Below are 26,945 nucleotides of genomic sequence, written 5' to 3' on the forward strand. Positions count from 1 at the left end.
GGCGGTGGCCGGCGCGCTCAGCCGGCCAGAGGAGGGGGGAGCTCGCTGCGTACCGGTGGTGCCTCGAGCAAACCTGCCGTGTGCGAGTCGCCGCGTGCGTAGTACTGGCTCAGGCGGGTGACCGCGGCGGCCCGGTCCGGCGTGGAGTCGGTGGCGAGCGACACCTCGTGGCCGTAGGCGCGTACCAGTACGTGCGCGGAGTACACGCCCCGGTCGTCTTCCTCGAGCAACGTCGCGAGCGTGAGTTCACGCAGCGACGCCCGAACGGCCGCCGGCGTGGTGCCGCACAGGCTCGCGCAGGCCCCCGCGGTGGCACCCGCGGACAGGGTCAGCGGGAACAGCCGGAGGAGCCGGGCGGCCTCCGGGCTGAGCCGGCGGTACGACCATTCGAAAGCCGACAGCAGATCGCTCAGGGGAGAGCCACCGGAGAAGCTCGTCGGGCGCTCGTAGCCGTCGCGGAGCTCGTTCGCCACGGTGGCGAGCGACCGGCGCGGGCGGGAGCTCAGCCACCCGGCCACGCTCGCCAGCGCGAGCGGCAGACGTCCGCACCGGGCGATGATTTCGTCGAGGGTCGTCGCCTGGGCCGCGAGCTCGGCGGCGGACAGGTGGCGCGAGCGCTCCAGGCGTCGGCGGAGCAGCGACCGCGCGGACGGGAGGTCCGGAAGGTCGACGTGCAGCAGGTGGGCGCCGTCGTGCACGGCGAGGCCGACGAGGGGCGTGCGGCTGGTCACGAGAACCAGGCAGCCGGTCGAATTCGGAAGCAACGGACGTACCTGCGCCACGTCCCGGGCGTTGTCCAGGACCACGAGGATCCGCTTCCGCGCGGTCAGGCTGCGGTAGGCCCCCGTCCGGGCGTCGAGCGTTGCCGGGATGTTCCCCTCCGGCACGTCGAGTGAGGACAGCAGTGAGCGCAGCGCGTCGCCGGCCGACAGGTCGTCCTCGTCCGCGCAGTCTCCGCGCAGGTCCAGGTAGAGCTGTCCGTCGGTGAACCGGTCGGCGACCTGGTGCGCGAAGCGGGTGGCCAGCGCCGATTTCCCCACGCCGCCCATCCCGTCCATCGCCACGATCAGCGGGCTCGTCCGGACCTCGGAGAGCAGATCGGCGAGGAACGTCAGCTCGCGGCCGCGCCCGACGAACGTCGGCAGGGCCGGCGGGAGCTGGGCCGGTTGTGCGTCCGGGCCCGGAACCGGTGTGTCGAGCGGCTCGTGGTCGGGCGCCGAGGCGCCGGTCTGACTCAGGACCTTCCGCTGTGCCTCCTGGAGAGCCGGGCCGGGATCGATGCCGAGCTCCTCGGCGAGTCGCTCCCGGGTCGCCCGGAACACCGCGAGGGCCTCCGCCTGCTGACCGTCGGCGGCCAACGCGCGCGCGAGGCCGGCCTGGACGTGTTCGTGCAGCGGCGCCATCCGTGCCGCCAGCCGCAGCGACGGCAGCACCCGGGACGATTGGTTCAGCGCGACCGCGAGGTCGGCGGCCGCGCAGCAGGCCTCGTGGAACTCGCCGTCCAACGCCGTATGGAGCCCGGTCGCCGCCGACTCGCGGGCCAGCGCGTCCGCCGTGGAGCCGCTCCAGAGACGGAGCGCGTCGACGTACCGGTCGAGAGCGTCGTCCGGGCGGCCCGCCGCATGCTCGTCCTTCGCCGCCTTGGTGAGCCGGCGGAAGCTCGTCAGGTCGAGAGTTCCCGGGCGAGCAGTGAAGAGGTAGCCGTTTCCCTGGCGCACGAGGTAAGAGCCCATCTCCCGGGCGGGAAGCGCCGGCTCCAGCAGCCGGCGCAGCAATCCGACGTACTTGTGGATGACGTTGAGCGCGCTGGCCGGGGCCTTGTCGTCCCAGATCAGGTCGATGAGGTCGTTCGTGCTGATCGGCCGTCCGTCCCGGGAGAGCAAGAGGGCCAGCAGGTAGGCCTGCTGCGGTGGGCCTGCGTCCAGCTCGACCCCGTTCCGCCAGATCCGTAGCGGGCCGAGTATCTGGAGCCGGAGGTCGGCGTCGGCCGCCGCCCGCGGACCGGTGGCCGTGCGGAGAGTGCTGACTGATGCGGACACGTCCGTCCCCCTGATCGGTAACCGGTTCATGCGACGTGTTCGGCCAGGTCGAACCGCCGGCGATCTGTTGACCGCGCCTACGTCACCCGCTCAGCCTCGGACGGGCGGCTGGCCCGTGCATCCGCCACCGGCCGGTGGTGGGTGGCCGGCGCGGCCCGGCCGGTCGGCGCGCGCCGGTCGGACCACTGGCTCCCGGTCAGTGCCGGCCGGATCGAGGTCAGTGCGGTTGAAGTAAGACGTCAGTTCGCCTCGGCAGACTGCCCGTGCGATCGGCAGAAGTGGGGTCGCCGCAGCAGAAAACGGGGATGACCTAATGACGAGAGAGCTTTGCCGCGGTAGTGGGCGGCTATGACCGTTTCAGCGAATGTTCCGGCGAAACGTGCGGGATTGGTGGGCCGCGACGACGAGTGCCGCGTGCTCGACGACGTGCTCGAGGCGGTGCGCGCCGGCGAGAGTCGCGCCCTCGTGGTGCACGGTGAGCCGGGGATCGGGAAGAGCGCCCTCCTGCAGGCTCTCGTGAACAAGGCCGGTGATCTGCGAATTCTCGCGACGGTCGGCATGCCGTCGGAGGCGGAGCTGCCGTACGCCGGGTTGCACCAGCTGTTCGGGACGATGACCGACCGGATCGATCGCCTCCCGGTTCCGCAGCGCAACGCTCTGCGGGTGGCGTTCGGACTGCAGGAAGGCGACTCGCCCGACCGGTACGTCGTCTCGCTGGGGGTGCTCGGCCTGCTGGCCGATCTGTCGCGCGAGTGCCCGGTGCTCTGCGTCGTCGACGACGAGCAGTGGATGGACCGGGAGACCGTGCTGACCCTGACGTTCGTCGCTCGCCGGATGAAGTCCGAGGCGGCGGCCGTCGTGTTCGCGTCCCGGGAGGGCCGGGAGGAGTTCCAAGGGCTCCCGACGCTCGTCCTGACCGGGATCTCGGCCCGCCACGCACGCGAACTGCTGGACTCGGTGATGGCCGGCCCGCTCGACCCGAGCGTGCGGCGCCAGATCGTCACCGAGACGCACGGAAACCCGCTCGCGCTGCTCGACGTCGCTCGTGGCGTCGGGCCGGCGGAGCTGGCGGGGGGCTTCCGGTTCCCGGGCGCGGTACCGCTGTCTCCGCAGGTCGAGCGGGGCTACCGCCAGCGTCTCGACGCGCTGCCGCCGGCGGCACGTCAGTTCCTGCTGCTGGCCGCCGCCGACCCGGTGGGCGACCCCACGACGCTGTGGTCCGCCGCGGACCGGCTGGGTCTCGAGCTCTCGGCAGTGACACCCGCGCTCGCCTCCGGCCTGATCTCGCTCGGCGCCCGGGTCGAGTTCCGTGACCCGCTGGCGCGTTCGGCCGTGTACCGGGCGGCGGGGCTCGTCGCTCGTCGCGAGGTGCACGAGGCGTTGGCCGCGGTCACCGATCCGAGCTCGGATCCGGACCGCAGGGCCTGGCATCGGGCGCACGCAGCGGACAGCCCGGACGAGGACACCGCCGTCGAGCTCGAACAGTCCGCGGGCCACGCGCGCGCCCGGGGTGGGCTCGCCGCGGCCGCCGCTTTCCTCGAGCGCGCCGCGGAGCTCACCGCGGACCCGTCGACGCGGACCCGCCGTCTGATCGCCGCGGCGGAAGCGACCCGGGACGCGGGGGGCCACGAGGCCGCCCTCTTCCTCCTGGACACCGCGAGCATGCGGCCGCTCGCCGACGAGCAGGCGGCGCGCGTCATGCGGATCCGGGGGATCATCGCGATCGAGCAGCACCGCCGCGCCGACGGCGTCGAGCTGCTCCTCGGCGCCGCGGCGCGATTCGGGCCCGACCACGCCGAGGAAGCCCGGGCGACGGCGCTGGAAGCGCTGGCGGGCACGTTCTGGGACGCGAGGCAGAACGATCCGCTGTTCGCGAAGGCCGCCGCGTCGGTCGCGGACATCGTCCGGAGGTCCGGTGATCCGTCCACGTTCACGGACCTGCTGCTGGAGGGGCTGTACGTCCGGATCGTCGACGGCTTCGTCGCGGCGGTGCCGCTGTTGCGCCGGGCCGTCGACCTGCTGGTGACCGCCGCGCCGACCGATCGTTGGCCGGTGTTCGGCGTGAACCGGCTGCTCCTGATGCTGGCGGAGGAGCTCTGGGACGAAGAGGCGATGGGCGTTCTCGCGACGCGCCAAGTCGTCGTCTGCCGGCGCGACGGCGCGCTCGCGGCCCTGCAGCAGGCGCTGAACTACAGCGCCTTCCACCGGATGCACGAGGGCGATTTCCTCGCGGCCGGAGCCCTGATCGAGGAGTCGCTCGCCGTCGCCGCGGTCAGCACCGGTCGGACGAATCGCCACGTGGAGGTGGTTCTCTCGGCCTGGCGGGGCGACGAGATCCGGACTCCGAAGCTCAGCGCCGAGGTGCGTCAGCAGGTCCTCGATGGCCGCGCGACGTTCGGCTTCTGCGCCGACTACGCGGACGCCGTGCTGTCCAATGCGCTCGGCCGGTTCGACGTGGCGCTCGAGGCGGGGAAGAGGGCCTTCGACTCCGATCAGCGGATCGTGGCGTCGATGGTGGTGTCCGAGATCATCGATGCGGCCTCGCGAACCGGTGACCTGAACGAGCTCCGCTCCATCCGGGACTGGCTGGCCGAGCGGGTCGCCGCCACCCCGCGGGCCTGGAACTTCGGCCTGCACGAGAGGTGCCTGGCGCTGCTCCGCGACGACGACCGGGCGGAGGACCACTACCTGGAATCCATCGCGCAGCTCAGCACCACCCGGGGGCAGCTCGAGATCGCGCGTTCCCAGCTGCTGTTCGGGGAGTGGCTGCGTCGGAAGGGCCGGCGGGGGGACGCCCGCCGATATCTGCGGAAAGCGCACCAGACGTTCCACGCACTCGGCTCCGTCGGGTTCGCGGGCCGGGCGGCGCGCGAGCTGCAGGCCACCGGGGACGTCACGACCCGGGCCGCCGAGAGACGCCATCCGTCGCTCACCGCACAGGAAGCCCAGATCGCGGCGCTGGCGAGCGCCGGACTGACCAACCCGGAGATCGGCGCGCGCCTGTTCATCAGCCGCCGAACGGTGCAGTACCACCTGCGCAAGGTGTTCATGAAGCTCGACATCACCTCGCGTGCCCAACTCACCCAAGCGTTACCACCCGAGGCCGCAGCGCTTCCCGTGTGAGCGCGGCCGCGGTCTGCTGCCGCTCACAAGTAGCCCTCACGGAGAACGTGGGCCACCGCGTGGGTGCGGTTCCGGAGCCCGTAGCGGGCGGTGACGCCGTAGAGGACGTTCTTGACGGTCCGTTCGGAGAAGGACAGGTGCGCGGCGACCTCGCGGGTCTCCATGCCCTCGGCGATCAGGCGCAATACGTCCAGCTCGCGCTGGGTCGGGGGCCGCTCGTCGTCGCGACCGGCGGGGTCGGCTCGCCGCAGCCGGACCACCACGTCGACGAGGTGGCCGACGGCGTCGGCCGGCAGGTCCCGGTCGTGGCGAGCCGACGCCCGGACGGCCCGCAGCAGGCGGTCCGGGGTCACGTCGTGGCGGAGCAGGATCGCGAAGACGTCGGCGTCCAGTGCCCGCAGCAACTCCGGCTCCCGGAGGTGGGCGACGATCAGTACCGCCTTCCACCCGCTGCTCAGCGCACGGAGGCGGCCCACCGCGGCCCGGTCGACCCGGTCGGTGGCCACCACCGCGACGCCGGGCCGATGATCCCCGTCCGGGGTCGCCGGCCGCAGGTCGATGTCCGGACCGGACTGTAGGTGGGCGATCAGGCCCGCACGGGTCAGCGGATCGTCGCCGATCACGGTGACCGGGATGCGCCGGGCTCCCGCGGCCGGCGCTCCGTGGTTGGACACCGAACGTGCTCCTGACTCCTCGACCGTCGTGGGCGCAGGATAGTGAGCGGCTACTGAACCGGGACTTACCGGCGGCCGAGCGGGGATTCAGAGCGCGGTAAGTGCGCTCCGGCCGGGACGGACTCCTACCGTGGAGCGGTCCACTGGACCCGCTCTCAGGCGTGACTGACGACCTGACGCTTCACCCAGCTCTCGACCTGGTCGGCGACGTCCGCCCAGCCGTGGTCGAACGGAGCCGAGTGTCCGCGCCCGGGCAGCTGGATCAGGTCGGCGACCGCCGGGGAGTCGCGGTACAGGCGGTGCGCCGCGCGGGTCACGACGTCCGGCACGGTGTGGTCGCGCTCGGCGGAGACGAACAGGAGCGGAGCCCGCTGCCCGGTCCGGGTGTCCACCGCGGCGGGTGAGCTGCTCCGGAAGTTCGACGTCGCCACCTCGAACAGCGGCCGGCCGGGGCCGGGAATCGCGAAACGTTCGTGGAGTTCGTCCGACTCATCGGCCGTCAGGGTGTTGCCGAAGCCGTAGCGGAACTGCTCGGCGCTCAACGCGATCACCCGCTTCTGGTTGCCGGGGCTGCGCAGCACCGGGAACGAGGACCGCAATTGGGCGAGCGGGAGCGCCCGGACGCCCTTGATCGGGGCCGGGTTGAGGACCACCGCGGCGCACAGGTCGCTCGTGAGGTTCAGCTTCTGGACGACGGTGCCGCCGACGGAGTGTCCGATGACGATCGGCGGCCGGTCGAGATCCTCGATGATGCCGCGGTAGTGCGTCGCGATGTCCTCCAGCCCGACGCCGGCGAGACGCCCGGGCCGTGCCCGGGTGTCGGCCACGGTCTCGCCGTCTCCCGGCCAGCCCGGGGCGATCGGCTGGTAGCCGGCGGCGTGAAACAGCTCTACCCACGGTGTCCACGACGACGAGTGGATCCACAGGCCGTGGATGAAGACGACGGGTATTCCTGGCGCAGTCATGTGCGCGAGTGGAGCCGAGAGCAGGAGATTTCCGGTGGACGTCGTCTCCACCGGTCGTTCAGTCGGTATCCAGCGCGTCGAGCATCTCCTGCGCGCGGCGCGCGAACAGGTACGCCTCGCGTTGGCCGGAGAGCACCCGCGCCCGCTCCGCCGCGGCTCGGACGTCGGCGAGAGGCGCACCGCGTGCCTGGAGCAACCGGGCGCGCAGCAGCAGAACGAGGCCCTCGGCGTACCGCTGGTCGTTGACGCCGAGGAAATGCTCGGCCCGCACGAGCGCGGCCTCGGCCCGGTCGGGGGCGTCGGCCGCGAGCCACATCTCGGCAATCAGCCCGTACCAGGTGGCGACGCCACTCAGCGGCGGGTCGACGAGGGTGGCGCTCAGGATCCGCTCGGCCTCGACCGCGGCGCCGGCGGGGTCGTCGCCGGTGACCGCGTGCGCCCAGTGCCGGGCCATCCGGAGGTAGGCGCCGAAGAAGACGAACGAGAACCCGGGGTCTTCGGCGATGCCGCGCTCCGCGGACCGCAGGGCCCAGGCGGGCTCGCCCGCCAGCGCCGCGCTGGTGGCGGCGAAGGTGGACCAGATCGTGACGACGTACGGATCGTCGCCCGCGGTGGCCTCCAGCCGCTCGATCACCGTGCGTGCCGAGTCGACGTCGCCGTGCAGGGTGGTGACCAGGGCGAGCATCACCGGCGACTTGAGCTGCAGGTCACGTCGGAGGCGGTTCTCGTCGCGCCAGGTGAGCTCGTCGAGCACGAGCGGGTCGGCCTTGCGAAGGTAGCGGAACGCCTCGCCGATGTTGCCCCGGTCCCACTCCTGGATGCCCCAGCTGACCAGACCGTACGCGCGCAGGACCGGGTCGGGGGAGGCTTGCCCCTCCTCCAGCAGACGCCGGGCCAGTGGGCCGCTGCGGTCGAGCTGCGCCGCTTCCGAGTAGGCGGCACGACGGGAGAACCGGAAGTCGGCGGCCTCGAGCTCGCGGCCCAGGTCGCGGGCCAGCTGCTCGGCCCGCTCGAGCAGGTCCAGCGCGGCGCCGACGTACCCGGCGCGCATGCCGACGACCGCGGTGAGGTGCGAGAGCGCGGAGAGTTCGAGCTCGCGCAGCCCGCTCGTTCTGGCCAGCCGGGCGGCCGAGCGGAGCTGCCGCTCGGCGTCCTGGAGTGCGAGCTTCGTGGCGGCGCTCCGGCCGGCGCGAATCAGCGCCGCGGTGGTGCGGGCGGGGTCGGCGAGTGGTCCGGCGGCCCAGAGATGGTGGGCGAGGCGTTCGGCGACGGACCGCCCCGGCGTCTGCTCGAGCGCGTCGGCGATACGCAGATGGAGCCGGGGCGCGCGCAGCGGCGGGGTCGTCTCCGAAATCGATTCGCGCACGAGGTCGTGGGCGAAACGGTAGGCGAAGGGATCGTCAGGAGCGGGCTCCAGCAAGCCCAGGGTTTCGACCGGCTCCAGAAGTCCCAGGCTGGTCTGGACGTCGACGCGGGCGGCGTGGGCGAGCAGCCGGAGATCGACACCCCGCCCGACGAGGGCGGCGATCTGGAGCAGGTCCGTGGCGCGATCGTCGAGCCCGGCCATCCGGTCGCGGACGACGTCACGCACCGTCGACGGCACGCCGGTGCTCACCGCGCTGCGCTCGGTGAGCACCCCGCCGTCGGCCGTGAGCAGCCGGGCCAGCTCGCGGACGAAGAACGGGTTGCCGGCCGTGCGGGCGGAGATGGTGCGGGTGACGGCTGCGTCCGGAACCTGGCCGGTCTCCCGCCGGACCAGCTCGGCCACCTCGTCCCGGTCGAGCACGTCGAGGCGCAGACGTCGATGACCAGGCACGCGGCTGGCCGCCGCGAGCATTCCGACCAGCTCCGTACCGGGCAGCGGGGCGCGGGTGCGTAGCGTCCCGATCAGCAGGACGCCACTCGGGAGCCGGGCCGCGAGGTGGCCGAACAGCTGCACCGAGGCGACGTCGGCCCAGTGCAGATCGTCGATGATCAGCAGAACCGGCCGCTGGCGGGCGGCCTGCCCGACGGCGTGCACGACGTGTTCGAACAGGCGGAACTGTGCGGTGTTGTCCGGCAGCACCGGGGTGTCGGAGACGCCGTCGTCGGGTTCGGCGAGCCGGCCCAGCCGACCGGCGAGCCACTCCTCCCGGCTCGGATCGGGGAGGGTGTCGAGGATCGCGCCGATCGCTTTCACCCAGGGCCACATCGAGGGCGAGCCGTCGCCCTCCAGGCAGTGACCCCAGACGACGAGTGCACCACGGCGGGTCGCCTCGCCGGCGGTCTCCTCCAGCAACCGGGTCTTGCCGATTCCGGGGTCGCCCTCCACGACGAGCAGACCGGTTCCGCTGGCGAGGACCGAAGCCACCGCCTGCCGGAGGACCGACAGCTCGGCGGCTCGGCCGACCAGCTTCGACGCGGGTTCCGCGGCCGCGGGGCGGGGCGTCGCCGGCCGGTCGCGGATCCGCCGCTTGGCGTCGCGCATGGCCGGCCCGGGGTCGATGCCGATCTCCTCGGCCAGGCGGGCGCGCACCCGCTCGTAGAGCGAACGAGCCTCGGCGTGCTGTCCGGCCGCGGCGAGCGCGGTGACGAGAGCGGCCTGCACCCGTTCGTGCAACGGGGCCATCGACGCGGCGAGGCGCAGGGGACGCAGGACGCGTTGCGGCCGGCCGAGCGAGACCGCCAGCTCGGCCGCGGCCGAGCACGCGGTGAAGAACTCCTCGTTGAGCGAGGCAAAGAGGGGTGCCGCCGCCCGCCCCGGGTTCAACCCGTCACCGGCCGGGCCCCGCCAGAGTGCCAGCGCGGCCGCGAAGTCGTCGAGCGCCGCCCGGGGCTCCCGCTGGGCGAGCCGGCGGTGGGCCGCGGCGACCAGGGCCCGGAACGCGGCGACGTCGGAGGCCTCCGTATCGGCGACGAACAGGTAGCCGTTGCTGTGTCGCCGCAGGTAGGCGCCGTTGCTCCGGGCCGGCAGCTCCGGCTCGAGCAACCGCCGGAGCGCACCGACGTACCGCTGAACCACGTTGAGGGCGCTGGGCGGGGCCTCGTCGTCCCAGATGAGCTCGATCAGATCGTCGACGCTGACCGGTTGGCCGGCTCGCGCCAGCAGGAGACCCAGTAGGTAGGCCTGCTGGCGCGGGCCCAGGTCCACCTCGACGCCGTTCCGCCGGATGCGTAACGAACCGAGGATGTCCGACCGCGCTGAGCCACCGGCGGCTGGTGTTCCCGGCGAGACGTCCACGCCGCCGATCACCCCCGAGCCGGTTTCTGACGGAGCGCCCTTGACCCGTCCGGAAATGTACCCGCAGTGCGTGGGTACGCCATCAGGGCGCGTCCTCGGAGGACGATGGCCGGAGAGGTCGGTCGAGCTCGGTGAGCAGTTGGTCGACGCGCTGAGCGAACAGGTGGGCCTCGCGCTCGACCGACAAGGCGCGTGCCCGTCGCGCGGCCTTTCGGACGGTAGCGGCGGATTCGCCGCGCGCCTGGAGGAGCCGGGCGCGTTGGAGGAGGACGAGCCCCTCCGCATATCGCTGACCGAAGGTCTCGAGGGCCTGGTCCGCCCGGTCGAGCGCGTCGGCGGCCTCGTCCGGAGCCCCGGCCGCCAGCCGCATCTCGGCGAGCAGCGCGTACCAGGTGGCGACGCACGAGACCGGCGGGTCCAGCAGACGGTCGGAGAGGAGCGCCCGGACCTCGGCCGCCGCGGCCTCCGGGTCGTTCCCTCGCATCGCCAGCGCCCACGCGCGGACCAGCCGCTGATAGGTGCCGAGAAACGCGAAGGAGAACTCGGGGTCGACCGCGATGCCCCGCTCCGCGGCTCGGAGAGCCCAGCCGTGGTCTCCCACGATCGACGCGGTTCGCGCGGAGATGGTCGCCCACACCGTGATCGCGTACCGATCCTCGCCGGCCGCGACCTCCAGTTCGTCCAGGAGCGCACGCGCCGCGTCGACGTCGCCGTGGAGTGCCGTCACCTCGCCGAGCATCGCGGCCGAGAGCAGCCGGAGGTCGTAGCGGAGCGGGTTCTCCGCGCGGGGGACGAGGTCGGCGGGCAGACTCCGGCCCAGACGGGCCAGGTGCCGGTAACCCTCGCCGACGTTGCCGGTCGACCACTGCTGGAGCCCCCAGGCGTGCAGACCGTAGGCCTGCACCACGGGGTCGCCGGAGGTCTCGCCCGCGACGAGCAGCCGGCGCGCCAGGCGCTCGCTCCGGTCGAAATCCATGCCTTGGACGTGCACGACCCAGCGGGTGAAGAGGAAGTCGGCGGCCTCCCGTTCCCGGCCCAGCCGGGCGGCCAGCTCCTCGGCTCTCGCCAGCCGGTCGAGCGCGGGGGCGCCGTACATGGATCGCATCCCGGCGACGGTGATCAACTGCCCCAGCGCGGCCAGCTCCCGTTCCGGCCGGTCCGCGGTGCGCGCCGTGCGAGCGGCCGACCAGAAGTGCTGCTCGGCCGCGTCGAACGCGGACTTGGCCGCGGCCCGGCTACCGGCGCGCAGCAGCGCGTCGGTGATCCGGGCCGGGTCGGCGAGCGGTGCGGCGGACCAGAGGTGATGGGCGAGACGTTCGTCGTCGGACGTGCCGGCGAGCGTGAGCGCGTCCGCGATGCGCAGATGCAGCGAGTGGGCCCTCATCGGCGTCACCGTTCCCGACACGGCTTCCCGGACCAGGTCGTGGGAGAAGCGGTAGGAGAGCGGAGCCTCGGGGGAGAGCCCGACGAGACCGAGTGACTCGGCGGGTCCGAGCCGACGGCGGCTGGTCTCGGTGTCGAGTCCCGCGGCGTCGGCGAGCAGTTCCAGGTCGATGTCGCGGCCGAGGAGCGCGGCGATCCGCAGGAGGTCCCGGCCGTCGTCGTCGAGCCCGGCCATGCGGTCCAGGACGACGGCTCGCACGGTGGACGGCACCTCGGTGCGCGCCGGGGCGTCCGTGCTCAGCGAGTCGCCGGCCGCGAGCAGCCGCGCCAGCTCGCGGACGAAGAACGGGTTGCCCGCCGTGCGCGCGTGAATGTCGCGCGCCACGCCGGGAGCGGGGGTCTGCCCGATCTCGCGGCGAACCAGCTCGATGACCTCGGCCGAATCGAAAGGCGCCAGCCGGAGGTGGCGATGCCCCGGCGTGCGGCCGGCGGCGGTCAGGACGCGGACCAGCTCCGCACCGGGCCGGGGGGCGTGGGTTCGCACCGCGCCGACGAGGACCGCGCCGCGGGGCGCGTGCGCGGCCAGATGCCCGAACAGCGTCAGCGACGCCGTGTCGGCCCACTGGAGGTCGTCGACGATCAGCATCGCCGGCCGCTGCGCGGAGATCGACGCCAGCAGGGCCACGACCGCGTCGAAGAGCCGGAGCTGGCCGCCGCCGTCCGGGAGCAGCAGGGAGCCGAGGGATTCGCCGCGTGGCTCGACCAGGCGACCGAGCTCCCCGGCGAGCCACTGTGCCCGCGGCGCGGCGGGGAGCCCGTCGAGAAGCGCGCCGACGGCCTCCACCCACGGCCACATCGACGGCGTGCCGTCGCCGTCGAGGCAGTGGCCCCAGACGACGAGGGCGCCGGACCGTTCGGCCGCCGTGCCCGCCTCCTCCAGGAGGCGGGTCTTCCCCGCGCCGGGCTCACCGTCCACGACGACCACGCGGCCCTCGGCCGACGCGGCCGAGTCCAGGACCTCTCGCAGCGTGGCCAGCTCCCCGGTCCGGCCGACGAGGCCGACGGCGTGAGCGGACCGGATGCGTCGGTCCGGGACCGGGGGCGGCCGGGTGCTCCTGGCGGCGGCCACGGTGGAGGCGAGCGCCGCTCGTGCGGGTTCGTGGAGCGGTGCCATCGACACGGCCAGCCGGAGCGGGGCCAGCACCTCCGCCGGCCGGACCAGGGACATCCCCAGCTCGGCCGCGGCCACGCAGGCGTCGACGAATTCGGCGTCGAGCGCGGTGAAGATCGCGCGTGCGGCCGGTCCGTGGGAGAAGTCGCCGCCGGCGGCGCCGTGCCAGAGCGCCAGGGCGTCCAGATAGGTCTCGAACGCGGCCTCGGGGCGCCCGTCGGCCTGCGCGGACTCGGCTTCCGAGACCAGGCGGCGGAAGTCGGCGAGGTCGAGAACGCCCGGACCGGCCACGAATCGGTACCCGGTGCCCTGGCGTTGCACGTACGTGCCGGCCTCGCGGGGCCGCAGTTCGGGTTCCAGCAGTCGCCGCACCGCGCTGACGTGCTTCTGGATCACGTTCGGCGCGGTGGCGGGAGCGTCGTCGCCCCAGACCAGGTCGACCAGCTCACCCATTCCGATCGGCCGGTTGGCGCGGGTGAGCATCAAGGCCAGGACGTACGCCTGCTGGCGCGGGCCGGCGTCCGTCTCGTGGCCGTCCCGGACGATCCGCAACGGACCCAGGACGTGCAGGCGTAGGCGAGTCGAGGCGGTCACGGGGCTGATCGCCTCTCCTCTGGCCGCGCGCAGATCTGCCCGAACGGGCACGTGGGATGTTATCGCGTGCAGCTGGAACGATCCGGTCCACGGGGTTCACCACCGACACCCGTGCCGATTCGCGGTGATTGCCCCTTCGGGCAGGTTCGACGGAGAAGATCCGGTCAGTTGGTCGGGGCGTGGACAGCGGGTACTTTGACGGCGTCGAGAATCCGTACGTGCCGGGGGTTCCACGGGGTGATGGCGGAGCTGCCTGTCCGGTCGGCCGCCGACGGTGCTCTCCGCCTGCACATCCTCGGCCCGCTGCGCGTCGGGCGCGCCGGCGTCGGCCTGGACGTCGGGCCGCCGCGACAGGCTCGCCTCCTCGCCCTGCTGCTCGCGCAGGCGGGCCGCCCGTTGAGCACGGCGATGCTCGTCGACCTGCTCTGGGGTGACGACGCGCCGGCCAGCGCACCCAACGTCGTCCAGCGATACGTCGGCGCGCTACGCCGGCTGCTGGAGCCGGAGCTGCCGGCCCGGGAGCCCGGCTCCTATCTCCGGCGGCAGGACTCCGGCTACCTCTTCGTGCCGGGGGAGGGGATGCTCGACCTCGTCGCCTTCCGGCAGCGGGTCGAGGCGGCGCGGGCGGCTCTCGCGGAGCAGCGCCCCGAGGCTGCGCTCAGCGACTACATCCGGGCCCTGGAGCTCTGGGAGGGTCCTGCGGCCGACGGCCTGCGACACGGGGCCGGGGCGACCGGGGTCTTCGCGGCGCTGGACGGCGAGTTCTTCGATGCGTGCGTCGCCGCTGCCGAACTGTCGATTCGGCTCGAGCGTCCCCAGCAGGTCCTGCGTCCCCTGCGCCTGGCGTCGGCGATGGACCCGTCGTGCGAGTCGGTGAATACCGCCCTCCACGCGGTGCTGACCGCCGCCGGCCCGCCCTCGGCGACCGCGGACGACGCCACGGTGACGCGCGAGTCCGTCGTCGGACGGGCCGCCGAGCGGGTGACGCTCCAGCGGGCCGTGAGCGCCTCACTAGACGGAGGCACCGGCCTGGTCTTCCTCGAGGGTGAGCCCGGTGTCGGGAAGACCCGGCTGCTGGAGGAGGCAGCCCTCGACGCGGACCGGCGCGGGGTGCTCGTTCTCTGGGGCCGCTGCCGGGAAGGCGACGGAGCGCCGGCGATGTGGCCGTGGATCCAGATCGTCGAGGGTGTTCTCGACGCGCGCGGGAGCGCCGACCGGGACCAGGGACCGACCGGCGAGCTCGTCCACCTCGTGCGGCAGCGCGAGGGCGACGTCGTCGAGGCGGCCCTACCGGTCGAGGGATCCCAGTTCCGCCTGTTCAGGCAGGTCGTCGACCTTCTCGCCCGGACGGCGGCGCCGCGCCCGGTGCTGGTGCTCCTCGACGACCTGCAGTGGGCCGACACCGCGTCGCTCCAGCTGCTCGGCTACCTGGCGGAGTGGCTGCCGGAGCGAACCGTCGTCGTCGGCGCTCTCCGGGAGCACGGCGTTCTCTCGGACCCGGAGCTGACGCGGATGCTCTCCACGGTGAGCCGCGTGTCCGGCCATCGCCGGATCCACCTCGGGCCGCTCGGTCCGGACGAGGTGACCGAGCTCGTCCGGCGCGAGATCGGCCGGGATCCGGCGCCGGAGGTCGCCCGGGGCATTTACACGCGGACGGCGGGAAACCCGTTCTTCGTCCGGGAACTGGCCCGGCTGCTCGCCGACGGCGGCGTCTTCACTCCGGAGGCCCTCACCCGGGGCGGAGTGCCCTCCACCGTGCGAGACGTCGTCCGCGACCGGATGGACGGACTCGGCGATCGCACGTCGGAGCTGCTGCGGACCGCATCGGTCGTCGGCCGGGACGTGGATCTCCGGCTTCTCGCGGGCATCACGCGGCTCGACGTGGCGTCCTGCCTCGCCGCCCTGGAGCCCGTGCACGCGCTCGGTCTGCTCGCGACCGTGCCGGGCGATCCGTTCTCGGTGCGCTTCACGCACGACCTCGTCCGGGAGTCGGTCGCCAGGGACATTCCGCAGGCACGGGCGGCTCGGCTCCACCTGGCGGTCGCGGACGGGCTGGAGAAGGTCGACCTGGGGGACGTGTTCACCGCGGAACGCCGTGCCCACCACCTGTGGGCCGCCGGCCCGCTCGCCGATCCGGCCCGGACCGCGGCGGCGCTCGTCGCGGCGGGCCGGCGCGCGGCGGCCCGGTCCGCGCTCGTCGCCGCCGAGCAGCAACTGCAGTCGGCGGCGCAACTGGCACGCGACGCGGACCTCCCGGAGTGGGAACTCGCCGCACTGTCCCAGCTCACCGCCGTGGTGGGCATGCGGACGGGGTACCGCGCGTCGGCGTTCGACGCGCTGGAACGCGCCGAGCAGCTCGCCCGGACGCTCGGCCGCGAGCGCGAGGCCGCCGACTTCCTGTTCTCCCGCCGGGCCGCGTACTCCCAGGCGGGCCGGCTCGATCGGAGCGGCCCACTGGCGCGTCGCCTGCTCGAGCAGGGCAGCGACTCGCCGGATCCGCTCGTGTGCGCGTACGGCCTGCTCGCGTGGGGCATCCACCAGTGGGACGTGGGCGATGTCGGAGAAGCGTTCCGCTACCTCGGCCGGGCCAACCGCACGCTCGTCGAGGATCTGGCCGAGCGAGCGGAGCGGCCCCTCCGCTACGACCTGCAGCTCATGTCGCTCGGCATGCTCGCCGAGGTCACGGCACTGCACGGCGACGTCGACGCGGCACGCGCGTTGCTCGACGGGATGGAGATCGCCGCCGGGGAGGACTCCTACGCGATCACCGTCTGGACCAGCTTCGCGGCGCGGATCGCGGCGATGGCCGGAGACCCGGAGTGGGCGCTGCGCGTCGCGAGGGAGGGCATCGCCGAGGACCCCGAGTTCTCCTACCGGTTCTTCGGCCTGTACCTGCGGCTCGCCCGGCTCTGGGCGCTCGCCGTCACCGGCCGGGAGCCCGCGGTCGCGGCGGCGGAAGCCGAACGGCTCATCGAGGCGATGCTGCTGGATCCACCGCGCTCGAACGTGCCCACGTGGTGCGGACTGCTCGCGGAGGCATGGCTGGCGGCCGACCGCCCGGCGAAGGCCGCCGCGGCCCTCGACCGGGCCGAGCACTTCCTCGAGTCCACCGGGCAGCGCTACGCGGAGGCACTGCTCCTCCTGCTGCGGGCGCGCCTGCTGCGTGCCACCGGAGGCGAGGCGTCGTCGGTGGCCGAGCGGGCCGGAGCGCTCGCCCGCGAGCGGGAGGCCCACCTGTTCGCCCGCCGCGCCGCGGACTTCCTGGCCGGTCCGGATGCCGGAGACCGTCCGGCCTGACGAGTCACTTGAGCTCGTCGGCGCGCCGGGCGAACAGATGTGCTTCGCGTGCGACGCACAGGGCCCTCGCTCGCTCGGTTGCCGCCCGGACCACGGCTGCGGGCTCTCCTTCGGCGCGCAACAGCCGCGCCCGCACGAGGAGAAGGTGTCCCTCGGCGTCGCGCTGGCCACCGATCCGGAGGAAATGCTCCGCCCGGTCGAGGGCCGCGGCGGCCCGGGCGAGGTCCCCCGCGGCCAGCCACATCTCGGTCAACGCCCCGTACCAGCCGGCGACCGACCGCAGCGGAGGGTCGGCCAGCGTCGTCAGAATGAGCTCTTCGGCCTCGGCGGCGGCCCGGGCGGGGTCGCGGCCGGTAGCCGCGTGGGCCCAGTGCCGCGCCAGCCGCTGATGCGTGCGGAGGGTCGGGAAGACCAGGTCGGAGTCGGTGACGAGCCCCCGCTCCGCCGCGCGGAGCGCCCAGGCCGGGTCGTTCGCCTGGACCGCGGTGAGCGCCGAGAACGCCGACCAGACCGCGACGACGTACGGGTCGTCGCCCATCTCCTCCTCGACCGCGTCGAACAGTTCCCTCGCGCCCTCGACGTCGCCGTGGGCGGCGGTCACCTGAGCGAGCCACACCGGCACCTGCACGGCGAGCCGGAGCGGATCGCCGGCCGGCCCGGCGTCGCCGCGGGGGAGGCCGTGAGCGCACCGGCTCAGGAAGCGGTACCCCTCGCCGGCCTCGCCCAGGTGCCACTGGTGAATGCCCCAGGCGAACCACCCGATCGCGCGCACCGACGGTTCCGGTGATGCGTCGCCCCGATCGAGCAGCCGGCGAGCCAGCGGGGTGGCGTGCGTGAAGTCCAGAACCTGGAGATGGGCGGTCCAGCGAGTGAGCAGGAATCCGGCCGCTTCGACCTCCCGGCCGAGCGTCCACGCCAGGGTCTCGGCCCGCTCCAGCAGGTCGAGGTCGGCGCTGACGTAGCCCGACCGCATCCCGTGGGCGGCGTTGAGCTGGGTCAGCGCGACCAGCTCCAGTTGCGTGAGGTCGGCGGCCCGCGCCACCCGGACCGCTGAGCGCAGCTGCTGTTCGGCCGCCTCGAGCGCGCCCGCGGCGGTGGCGTTCCGGCCGGCGCGGAGCAGCGCGCCCGTGGTGCGGGCCGGATCAGCGAGCGACCCGGCCGCCAGCAGATGGTGGGCGAGGCGCTCGGCGGCGAACTCGCCGCCGGGCTCCCCGGGCGCTACGGCGTCGGCGATCCGGAGGTGCAGCCGACGGGCGAGGTGCGCGGGTACCGCCTCGACGAGCGAGTCACGGATCAGGTCGTGCGCGAACCGGGCCGTGAAGGGGTCTCCCGGCTTGGGCTCCAGAAGCCCCAGCCCTCTCACCGGCTCCAGGCGATCGAGGCACTGGAGCGTGTCCACGCCGGAGGCCGCGGCCAGCACGCGCAGATCGACGTCCCGGCCGACGAACGCGGCGATCTCGAGCAGGGTCCTGGTCTGGTCGCTGAGGCCCGACATGCGGTCGCGGACGACGTCACGCACCGTCGACGGCACGCCCGCGCGTTCGGTGGCGGCTTCGGTGACGACGCCGTCTTCGGCGAGCAGCAGCGAGAGCTCGCGGACGAAGAACGGGTTGCCCGCGGTCCGGGAGGAGAGACTCCTGACAATGCCCGCGGTCGGGTTCTGACCCGTCTCACGCCGGAAGAGCTCGGCGACCTCCGCGGTGCTCAGCGGACCGAGCGGGATACGGCGGTGGTCCGGCAGCCGGCTGACCGCGGCGAGCATGCGCGCCAGCTCCTCCCCGGGCGCGGGGACGGGGGCTCGATCGCGGAGCGCACCGACGAGCAGGACGCCCCGGGGGAGCACGCCGGCCAGATGGGCGAACAGCTGCAGCGAGGTGTCGTCGGCCCAGTGCAGGTCGTCGAGCACGATCAGAAGCGGACGCTCGGCGGACGCGTGGGCGACGACGGCGACGACCTGCTCGAACAAGCGGAACCGGGCACCGCGCGGCGGCCGCGCCGGTTCGTCGGAGGCGTTCGGGTTCAGGAGCGGACCGAGTTCGCCGGTGAGCCGACGTTCCCCCGCAGTGGTCGTCGGTCCGCCGAGGAGACCGTCGACCACGCGTGCCCAGGGCCACAACGGCGGCGCTCCGCTGCCTTCCAGCGAGTGCCCCCAGACGACTCGCAGGCCCCGCCCTCGCGCCTCCGCCGCCGCGTGCTCGAGCAGACGGGTCTTGCCGATGCCGGGTTCGCCCTCGACCAGCGCCACCACCGAGCCGTGGTCCACCACGGCGTCGGCGGCTCGGCGGAGCGCCGAGAGCTCCTCGGCCCGGCCGACCATCTCCGGGGGCGGTGCCGGCTGTCCGGCCTCCGGCTCCGGCGACGGTGCTCGTCGCGTCGGCGTGCGGGGGACGGGCTGTTCGAGCGTGCGGAGGTGGGCGGCGCGCAGCCGCGGACCCGGCTCGACTCCCAGCTCCCCGGTGAGCCGGGTGCGGACGGCCTGGAACGCCGCCAGCGCCTGCACCCGGTGTCCGGCGGCACCCAGCGCCGAGACGAGGCTCGCGTGCACGGGTTCGTTCAGCGGCCCGATCGCCGCGGCGACACGCAGGCACGGCAGCACGGACTCGGGTGTGCCGAGCGTGATCGCGATCTCGGCCGCGGTGACGCACGCCGCGAGGAACTCGTCGTCGAGCGCCGAGAACACCGGCATCGCAGCCGGGGGATGAGCGAAGCCGTCACCGGCCGGGCCGTGCCACAACGCGGTCGCGGCGACGTAGTGACGCAGGGCGTCCTCCGGCCGCTGCTCGGCCACGGCCGTCTCCGCCGCCTCGACGAGCGCGTGGAACGTGACGACGTCGAGCCGGACGCCGTCGGCGACGAACGCGTAGCCGTCCCCGTCACGCCGTAGGTAGGAGCCCGAGCCGCGCGCGGGCAGCGTGGGCTCGAACAGCCGTCGCAACGCGCCGACGTGCTTCTGGATGACGTTCAGGGCGGTGACCGGAGCGTCGTCCTCCCAGAGCATGTCGATCAGCTCGCCGACGCCGAGCGTCCGGCCCGGTTGGGCGAGCAGCAACGCCAGCAGGTAGGCCTGCTGACGGGGACCGGCGCTCAGCTCCACGTCGCCTCGCCAGATCCGCAGCGGGCCGAGAAGTTGCAGCCGAAGGGACTCCCGCGGCGGCGCGGGACTCTCCGCGTCGCCGCGGAGGTCGCCGACCGTCGGCGCCACGGTGCCACCTCCGGACCTAGGGTTCTCTGCGCACTGTAATCCCGCGCACCTCCGGCTGCCGCGCGGCGGCCCTGGTCACGACGCCGAACGCGCCGGGCGCGCGACACCGCCGCGGCGCTCAAGTCGCCGGTAGGAGCGTGTGTCAGCGTCCCCGGCGAACCTGGATCCCGGTGGGCCGCCCGGTACGACGACTGAAGTCGCGCGGCCCGGCGGAGCCGCGCTCTTCAGTGGTTGTCCACCGGCGTGCGGTGGGGTTCGCACGAGTCGCAACCCGCTGAAGGAGATCCAATGAGCGCCACACCAGTGCGCAACGTCGTCCTCGTCCACGGAGCGTGGGCGGACGGGTCGGGATGGCGTGCCGTCCACGACCTGCTGACCGGGGAGGGGTACGCGGTGAGCGTCGTCCAGCACCCCACCAGTTCGCTGGCCGACGACGCCGTGATCACCCGTCGTGTCCTCGACCAGCAGGACGGCCCGGCCATCCTGGTCGGACACTCCTACGGCGGTGCGGTGATCACCGAGGCCGGCACCCACGAGAACGTCGCCGCGCTGGTCTACGTCGCGGCGTTCGCGCCCGACCAGGGCGAATCGGTCAACACGCTGATCTCGGACCCGGTGCCGGGCGCGCCGACGCCGCCGATCCTGCCGCCGGTGGACGGCTACCTGCTTCTCGACCGGGACGCGTTCCCGGAGGCGTTCGCGGCCGACCTCCCGGCCGCCGACGCTCGTTTCCTGGCGGACTCCCAGCTGCCCTGGGGGCTGGAGGCCGTCGGAGGCCCGATCACCGAGGCCGCCTGGCGTGCCAAGCCGAGCTGGTACCTGATCGCCGCCGAAGACCGGATGATCCCGCCGGCCGCCCAGCGGGCGATGTCGGAGCGGATCGGCGCCTCGGTGACCGAAGTGACCTCCAGCCACGCCGTCTACATCTCGCACCCGGACAGCGTGGTCTCGCTGGTCCGCGCGGCGGCGGCCGGGGCCTGAGCAGCGGCCGCACCACGGCGCCGGGGCACGCCGGGCCCGGCGCCGTGGAGCCGCGACGGGCGGTCGCCGACCGGCGACGGACGGTCGGTCTCCGATCCGTCCGACGCCTTCGAGCGCGCGGCCTGCTGGCTCTTCGTGCTGGAGTCCGCCCTGCACGCACACGGCGCGCCGACGACGAGCGAACAGATCCTGATGCGCGACTATCCGAGCAGCGGTGCGAGCTCCGGCATGAGCGGGGCGTTGATACGGGGCGGCCTCGCCGTGAATCTGGAGCAGACGGCGGCGAGCCTCGGCGCGGGGCCGATCGACCGCGCCCAGCTGGCTCAGCACCACCGCTGGAGGACATTGCGGCCGACCTGCGCAAACACCGACCCCCGTCGGTGACCAGCACTCCGCGCAGCATCAACCCGTACGCCACGACCGACCCGCCCTCGCTCTCGGCGCGTCGCTCGATGCCGACACCGTCGTGACCTACGAGGACCCCAACTACGGCGAGGCGGAGATCGTCGTGTCGCTTCAGCAGTTCGCGCGCATGGCGGCCGGCGAAGACCTGGCCGCGGAGCGGGTACGCGTCACCTCGGTCGAGTCCGAGCGGCGTCGGCGCCGCCGGGAAGCCGCCGGGCTGACGAACGACCAGATGTGCGAAGAGGCCGCCCCCCGACTACCGGGCGGACGCCGTGATCTTCGGCAGCCCGACGCGATTCGGACCAGGCTCGCCGCGTGACGGCGGATCGGCCGGTCTCCTCAGCCTCGGAAGACGCCGTCTTCGTCGCAGCGGCGGAGGTACACGTCGAAGCTGATGTTCGAGAGCTCCAGCGCTTCCTGGACGGCGGCCACTCCGGGCGCGACGACGCGGAAAGCGCGTCCGGGCAGGTCCGCCAGGTCGACCACCAGCACCGGGTGCTCCGCCGTTGCCAGCGTGCTCGCATCGGCGACGAAGGCGAAGCTCCGCTCGGGATCCGCGCCGAGGTCGACGCCGAGCTGCTCCGGCGTGCGACCGTCGAATGCGCGCTCCTCGACGAACCGCAGCTCGGTGCCACTGTCCCGGGCGTGCCCTTCCAGAAGCCCGCGGACGGCGAGCCAGCCCGCGTCGTCGGTGAAGTCCGTGCGGATCAAGAGGGTTCGGTCGACCGGCAGCTCGATCACGGGTCTCCTTCGTCGGTAGGCACGAACGAGCGTAGGGGCGTGCTGTGGACGACCAGTGGACGCCGGTCAGCCGTCGGCGAGAAGCTGGAGACGGAGCCGGCCGAGGGTCTGGGTGAGCAGTCGCGAGACGTGCATCTGGGAGCAGCCGACGCGCGCGGCGATCTGGCTCTGCGTCAGGTCCTGGAAGAACCGCATGCCGACGATGCTGCGCTCTCGCTCCGGCAGCCGCGCCAGCGCCACCCGGAGCGCCTCGTGGTTCACGACCGTCGCCAATGCTGGATCGTCGACGCCCAGCAGCTCGCCCTCCGGTGCGCCACCGGGGTGAGCGTCCAGGGAGATCGGCCGGTAGGCGTGGGTGAGGGCCAGTGCCTCGGCGACGTCGCCGGGGGAGGCCCCGAGGTAGCCCGCGATCGCGGTGGCGTTGGGGGCGCGATTGTCGCGTGCGGTGAGATCGCTGATCGCGGTGTTGATCCGCAGGTGCAGGTCGTGCAGCCTCCGCGGAGGACGCACGTACCAGCCGGCGTCCCGGAAATGACGCCGTACTTCGCCCAGGACCGTCGGCACGGCGTAACTCAGGAAGGCGAAGCCGAGAGCCGGATCGAACCGATCGATGGCTCGCACGAGGCCCAGCCGTGCCACCTGGGTCAGGTCTTCGAGGGGTACGCCACGCCGGTCGTAGCGGCGGCTGATGTGGTCAGCGATCGGGAGATGGATCACGACCAGCCTCGTACGGAGCGCGCGGCGCTCGTCGGTGTCGGACGCGAGGCCGGCGTAACGCCGGAACAGCGGTTCGACGTCGGCGTAGACCGCGTAGTCGGCCGTTTCCTCAGCGGGGGTGGTGGTCATTCGTAGTCCCCTCGGGGTGAACCTGTTCCCCGCGACGGTAGGAATTCGTGGTGCACGAACAGTGAAGAGACTCCGGACGCGGCGGGCGTCCCGTGGCCCGGCGTGTGTTCCCCGTGTGCATTCAGGTTGGCGCGGATCGGTCGACGGCTCGATCGGTGCGGCGGCGGACGCGATGTTCACCTGCGGACACGTCCACTGCTCCGCCGGGCGGTGCGCGCCGGGCGCCCTCTCAGAAGTCGGTCGAGAGAGCCAACGCGCGCCAACGATCGCTCTCCTGGCGGACGAGATCCAGCTTGCCTTCGACCAGGCGCAGGCTGTCGCTGCCCAGCTGCAGCCGAAGCGGCGGGTTCGCGCCGGCGACGAGCCGACGGATCGCGGTCGCCGCGGCCGCCGGGTCGCCGGGCTGCTTGCCGTCGTTGGCCTCGATGGCGGCCAGGAGGCTCCCGACCGTGTCGGTGTAGTCGTCGATGCCGACCGCCACCTGTCGTGCGCTGTTGGCGCTCAAGAAGTCGGTCCGAAACGAGCCGGGCTCGACGATGGTGACGTGGATTCCGAGTGGCCGCAGTTCCTCCTGGAGCGCCTCCGAGACCGCTTCGACGGCGGCCTTCGACGCGCTGTACATCCCGCGCCCGGCGCTGGAGGCGAAGCCGGCGCTCGAACTCATGGTGATCACGTGCCCGCTGCGCTGCCGGCGCAGCACGGGCAGCACCGCTCGGGTGACGTTGAGCAGTCCGAAGACGTTCGTGTCGAACAGCTGCCGGACCTCCACGTCCGGGGTCTCCTCGACGCTGCCGAACAACCCATACCCGGCGTTGTTGACGAGCACGTCGATGCGTCCGAAGCGATCCTTCGCCGCGTCGACGGCCGCCGCCACCTGGCCGGCATCCGTGACGTCGAGGTCGACGGCCAACAGGTCGTTGCCTGCCTCCGGAAATGCCTTCGTGACCGTACGAGCGTCCCGGGCACCGGCTACGACCTTGTCGCCGCCGGTGAGCGCCGCACCGGTGAGAAGCCGCCCGAAGCCCCGCGAGGCTCCGGTGATGAGCCAGACTGTCATGTCTGATCCTCTCGACGTGAGTCACGCCTGATTGCTTGTCTTCCCCACGTTAGGAACGTGGAGGTCGTTCCGCCCAGCGCTCCACTCGCAGTTTCGTGCCGGATCCTCTCAAGGAGGTCATGTGTCGCTCGAAGCACTCACCGCCGGCATCGAACGCCACGCCCAGACCCGCGGCGTATCGACGGCGGTGCCGGGCCTGGTGCTGGCGCGTGAGGACCGCGAGGTTCAGGACATCGACCTCGCCTACCGGCCGATGCTGTGTTTCGTGGCGCAAGGAGCCAAGCGAACCGTCGCCGGGCGCCGGGCCACCCGTGTCGCACGCGGCGAGGTGTTCCTCAGCCTGCTCGACGTCCCGGTCGTGGCGACCTACGAAGTCCCGTTCCGCTCGGCGACCCTCGACATCGACGACGAAAAGCTCGCTCAAGTGATCTCCCAGCGTCACACGGTTTCGCCGGTTCCGGTGCAACGCCCGACCGAGGGGTTCGCGGTCGCCGCCATGGACCAGGGGCTGGTCGGGGCCGTCGATCGCTGGGTGGGTCTGCTCGACGAACCGCATCATCGAGACGTCCTGGCGCCCCTGCTCGAGTACGAAATCCTTCATCGCGCGTTGTCGAGCCCGCTCGGTCCAGCGCTACGTGCCGCGGTCAGCACCGGGCCGGTCCGGGCGATTCGCGAGGCCGCGGCGGAACTCCGTGACCATTACGCCAGGACGATCCCCATCCACGAGTTGGCCCGCGCGGCCGGCATGAGTCCGGCTACGTTCTACCGGCATTTCCGTGCCGTCACCGGCCTGTCCCCGAACCAGCTGCAGCGAATCACGCGGCTGCAGAACTCCCGACGCCTTCTGGCCGCGGGCAAGCCGGTCACCACGACGGCACAAGCGGTCGGCTACGCCAGTGCGTCACAGTTCAGCCGCGACTACCGGCTCCAGTACGGACGATCGCCCGCGGCGGACGCCCGAATCATGCGGGCTGACCCGCCGGACTGAGTCGGACCAGCCGCTCCACGAGTCACGTCGGCAGCCGGGCCATCGCCGGAATCACGACGCGAGCTGCTCGAGGTGCCGACGGCTCGCGGCCAGCATGTCGATCAGCCTGACGACCCCGCTCGCACCGATCGTCACGGCCTCCCAGCGGCGATGCGTCGATGGTGGCCGCCGTAGTCCGGATCCAAGGCCGACGTCACCGGTCATCCGGCGTGCTGGTTTTGTCGATGTGTTCCAGGTTCTGGCTCAAAGAGTGTGATTGAAGCGGTCGTGGCTCGTTGTCCAGCGGTGTGAAGCCGCTCAGGAGTTGCTGCCTCATTTGGCTGGGATCGAGATCGACGAGGTGGTCGGCGGCGAGTCCGGAGTGCTGTTGGCCGCCGGAGTTCGTGGACAGCGTGCCGAGTGTCCAGGATGCACCGCGTCCTCGACGCGGGTGCATTCCCGGTATCGGCGCAGGATCGCCGACGCGCCGACGGCCGGTCGGTCCACTCAGATCTGGCTGCGGGTGCGCCGGTTCTTCTGCGAGAACACCGCCTGCGAGAAGAAGACCTTCGTCGAGCAGGTCGCCGGGTTGACGCGCCGGTGGGCGCGCTGCACCGACAGTTTGCGGCGGATGCTGACCGCGGTCGGGCTGGCGCTGGCTGGTCGAGCCGGAGCTCGTCTGACCGCCGTGTTAGGGATGCCAGTCAGCCGTCATAGCCTGCTTCGGCTGGTCAGAGGCTTACCGGATCCGCCGGTGAGTCCGGTGAGTCCGGTGACGGTCCTGGGGGTCGATGACTACGCGGTCAAACGCGGCCATCACTACGGCACCGTGCTGGTCGACTGCCAGACCGGGAAAGCCATCGACCTGCTGCTCGGCAGGGACGCCGACCCACTCGCTGAGTGGCTGCAGGCGCACCCGAAACCGGTGGTGATCTGCCGGGACAGGGCCACCGCCTATGCCGAAGGCGCCGCCACCGGGGCACCCGAGGCGCAACAGGTCGCTGACCGTTTCCACCTGTGGCAGAACCTCGCCACGGCGGTCGAACGCACCGTCATCGGACACAAGAGGTGCCTGGAAGAGCCCGCTGTCCCGGCTGCCGAGACCTCCAGGTCACCCGCCACCGAGCCGACCGGAGCGATGGCCGATCGCCGCAAGGCCAACCACGCGCTTGTCCACGACCTCGTCGCCCAGGGCGCGAGTTTCCGGCAGATCGCGGAGCATCTGGGCTGGAGTCAACGAACAGTGGCCCGGTATGCGCACGCCAAAGCCTGGCAGGAGCTGATGGTCGGCCAGAAACCACGGCCCAGCCTCCTCGACCCCTTCATCCCCTACCTGCGTGAACGCATCGATCAGGGCTGTCTGCGCGCCACCCGACTGCACCGCGAAGTCACCACGCAGGGCTTCACCGGCGGCTACGGAATCGTCCGAGCCTTCGTCGAACAGCACCGCATGAAGCCCGACCTGGAGCGGGTGCGGCGGCCGGCGTCGGTGCGAGAGGTGACCGGCTGGATCTGCCGACACCCCGACAACCTGGTTGAACACGACAGCCAGCGTCTCCAGGCGATCCTCGAGCGATGCCCTGAACTGAACACCGCCGCCGAGCTGGTGCGATCCTTCGCGGACATGCTCACCCACCTGCACGGACACCGGCTCGGCACGTGGATCGCCTCGGCCCAGGCCTCCGCGCCGTCGCCGATCGCGCGCTTCGCCACCAGCTTGACCAACGATCTGGCCGCGGTCACGGCAGGCCTGAGCCAGCCGCACAACTCCGGGCCGGTCGAGGGCAACGTCAACCGGATCAAGATGATCAAACGACAGATGTATGGCCGCGCCCGCTTCGACCTCCTCCGCAAGCGGGTGCTGCTCGCCCGATGACGGCCGACCCCCAGCCGGCTCAGTCTCCGACGAACCACAAATACAGGTGCGATCCCTCTTCAACCGTTGCCGCGAACTCGCGGATCGCCGCACAGGCCGGTTCCGGAATCACACCGTCTGGCAGCCGCTGCAGGTCATTGAGGAGCATGGGGACTTGCCGCCAGTTGAACACGGTGTCCGAGAACGCACAGAGCCCTGCCAGCATCGGAAACTCTGCACGATCAAGATCGATCAGTTCCTGAGTCCACTCAAAGCCTCGCGCGCGTGCCAGGACCTGCCCGGACTCGCCCCGCACCTGCAGATCGATCACGCCGTCACGATAGCGCCGGGAGCACAGCAAGCCCGTCACACAATTCGAGCCAGAACCGTGTTCCAGCAGCGGGTGTCGATCAGACGCGACAGCG

General features: G+C 72.5%; 17 protein-coding genes. 7 read left to right on the forward strand and 10 right to left on the reverse strand.

Features of this window, described 5'->3' with window-relative positions; translation table 11 throughout:
* Positions 1-17 precede the first annotated feature (17 nt).
* Positions 18-2,039 carry an AfsR/SARP family transcriptional regulator gene (locus tag CRYAR_RS16775; RefSeq protein ID WP_169745047.1) on the reverse strand — a complete coding sequence of 674 codons (2,022 nt, stop codon included), beginning with the start codon at positions 2,037-2,039 and terminating at the stop codon, positions 18-20.
* Between the two features lie 390 nt (positions 2,040-2,429).
* On the opposite strand from CRYAR_RS16775, the gene CRYAR_RS16780 reads away from it, so the two are divergent.
* On the forward strand, positions 2,430-5,162 hold the full coding sequence (locus tag CRYAR_RS16780; protein ID WP_051570406.1) for an AAA family ATPase: 2,733 nt from the start codon (positions 2,430-2,432) through the stop codon (positions 5,160-5,162).
* A gap of 23 nt (positions 5,163-5,185) precedes the next feature.
* Here CRYAR_RS16780 and CRYAR_RS16785 read toward each other — a convergent pair whose 3' ends face one another.
* The 4 genes from CRYAR_RS16785 to CRYAR_RS16800 form a co-directional block, all read right to left on the reverse strand.
* A complete protein-coding gene (locus CRYAR_RS16785; protein ID WP_035851956.1) occupies positions 5,186-5,836 on the reverse strand; it encodes a helix-turn-helix transcriptional regulator in 651 nt (216 codons plus the stop codon).
* Between the two features lie 155 nt (positions 5,837-5,991).
* Positions 5,992-6,801 (reverse strand): alpha/beta fold hydrolase, encoded by an 810-nt coding sequence (locus CRYAR_RS16790; RefSeq protein ID WP_035863545.1) that lies wholly within the window; start codon positions 6,799-6,801, stop codon positions 5,992-5,994.
* Between the two features lie 58 nt (positions 6,802-6,859).
* A complete protein-coding gene (locus CRYAR_RS16795; RefSeq protein WP_051572077.1) occupies positions 6,860-10,021 on the reverse strand; it encodes an ATP-binding protein in 3,162 nt (1,053 codons plus the stop codon).
* An 82-nt stretch (positions 10,022-10,103) separates the two neighbouring features.
* Positions 10,104-13,169 (reverse strand): ATP-binding protein, encoded by a 3,066-nt coding sequence (locus tag CRYAR_RS16800; protein WP_211247496.1) that lies wholly within the window; start codon positions 13,167-13,169, stop codon positions 10,104-10,106.
* Positions 13,170-13,409: 240 nt separating this feature from the next.
* Between CRYAR_RS16800 and CRYAR_RS16805 the strand changes: the two genes are divergently transcribed.
* Positions 13,410-16,466: an ATP-binding protein gene (locus CRYAR_RS16805; protein ID WP_035851958.1), complete on the forward strand. Its 3,057-nt coding sequence runs from the start codon at positions 13,410-13,412 to the stop codon at positions 16,464-16,466.
* 4 nt (positions 16,467-16,470) lie between these two features.
* Here CRYAR_RS16805 and CRYAR_RS16810 read toward each other — a convergent pair whose 3' ends face one another.
* Entirely contained in the window at positions 16,471-19,668 is a 3,198-nt protein-coding gene (locus CRYAR_RS16810; RefSeq protein ID WP_051570409.1) for an ATP-binding protein, read from the reverse strand.
* Between the two features lie 288 nt (positions 19,669-19,956).
* On the opposite strand from CRYAR_RS16810, the gene CRYAR_RS16815 reads away from it, so the two are divergent.
* The 3 genes from CRYAR_RS16815 (at position 19,957) to CRYAR_RS16825 (ending at position 21,373) form a co-directional block, all read left to right on the forward strand.
* The gene (locus tag CRYAR_RS16815; RefSeq protein ID WP_035851960.1) at positions 19,957-20,649 is read left to right on the forward strand and encodes an alpha/beta fold hydrolase; all 693 of its coding nucleotides are present in this window, start codon (positions 19,957-19,959) and stop codon (positions 20,647-20,649) included.
* A 135-nt stretch (positions 20,650-20,784) separates the two neighbouring features.
* The gene (locus CRYAR_RS16820) at positions 20,785-21,033 is read left to right on the forward strand and encodes a hypothetical protein (protein WP_035851962.1); all 249 of its coding nucleotides are present in this window, start codon (positions 20,785-20,787) and stop codon (positions 21,031-21,033) included.
* A gap of 82 nt (positions 21,034-21,115) precedes the next feature.
* Positions 21,116-21,373, forward strand: coding sequence for a hypothetical protein (locus CRYAR_RS16825; RefSeq protein ID WP_035851964.1), 258 nt, complete (start codon positions 21,116-21,118; stop codon positions 21,371-21,373).
* Positions 21,374-21,393: 20 nt separating this feature from the next.
* On the opposite strand, the gene CRYAR_RS16830 is transcribed toward CRYAR_RS16825, so the two are convergent.
* The 3 genes from CRYAR_RS16830 to CRYAR_RS16840 form a co-directional block, all read right to left on the reverse strand.
* A complete protein-coding gene (locus CRYAR_RS16830; protein WP_084700589.1) occupies positions 21,394-21,795 on the reverse strand; it encodes a DUF6924 domain-containing protein in 402 nt (133 codons plus the stop codon).
* Positions 21,796-21,861: 66 nt separating this feature from the next.
* The gene (locus CRYAR_RS16835) at positions 21,862-22,641 is read right to left on the reverse strand and encodes a SigB/SigF/SigG family RNA polymerase sigma factor (RefSeq protein ID WP_035851965.1); all 780 of its coding nucleotides are present in this window, start codon (positions 22,639-22,641) and stop codon (positions 21,862-21,864) included.
* 229 nt (positions 22,642-22,870) lie between these two features.
* Positions 22,871-23,698 (reverse strand): oxidoreductase, encoded by an 828-nt coding sequence (locus tag CRYAR_RS16840; RefSeq protein WP_035851967.1) that lies wholly within the window; start codon positions 23,696-23,698, stop codon positions 22,871-22,873.
* A 121-nt stretch (positions 23,699-23,819) separates the two neighbouring features.
* Here CRYAR_RS16840 and CRYAR_RS16845 point away from each other — a divergent pair, with 121 nt between their 5' ends.
* Together CRYAR_RS16845 and CRYAR_RS16850 are read left to right on the forward strand one after the other, a co-directional pair.
* Positions 23,820-24,686, forward strand: a complete 867-nt coding sequence (locus CRYAR_RS16845) for an AraC family transcriptional regulator (RefSeq protein ID WP_051570411.1) — start codon at positions 23,820-23,822, stop codon at positions 24,684-24,686.
* A 256-nt stretch (positions 24,687-24,942) separates the two neighbouring features.
* Positions 24,943-26,541: an ISL3 family transposase gene (locus CRYAR_RS16850; RefSeq protein WP_063725720.1), complete on the forward strand. Its 1,599-nt coding sequence runs from the start codon at positions 24,943-24,945 to the stop codon at positions 26,539-26,541.
* A gap of 19 nt (positions 26,542-26,560) precedes the next feature.
* Here the strand turns inward: CRYAR_RS16850 and CRYAR_RS16855 are convergent, their stop codons facing one another.
* Positions 26,561-26,851 (reverse strand): hypothetical protein, encoded by a 291-nt coding sequence (locus CRYAR_RS16855; RefSeq protein ID WP_035863285.1) that lies wholly within the window; start codon positions 26,849-26,851, stop codon positions 26,561-26,563.
* Positions 26,852-26,945: the final 94 nt, after the last annotated feature.

Source organism: Cryptosporangium arvum DSM 44712 (assembly GCF_000585375.1).
Lineage (GTDB): Bacteria > Actinomycetota > Actinomycetes > Mycobacteriales > Cryptosporangiaceae > Cryptosporangium > Cryptosporangium arvum.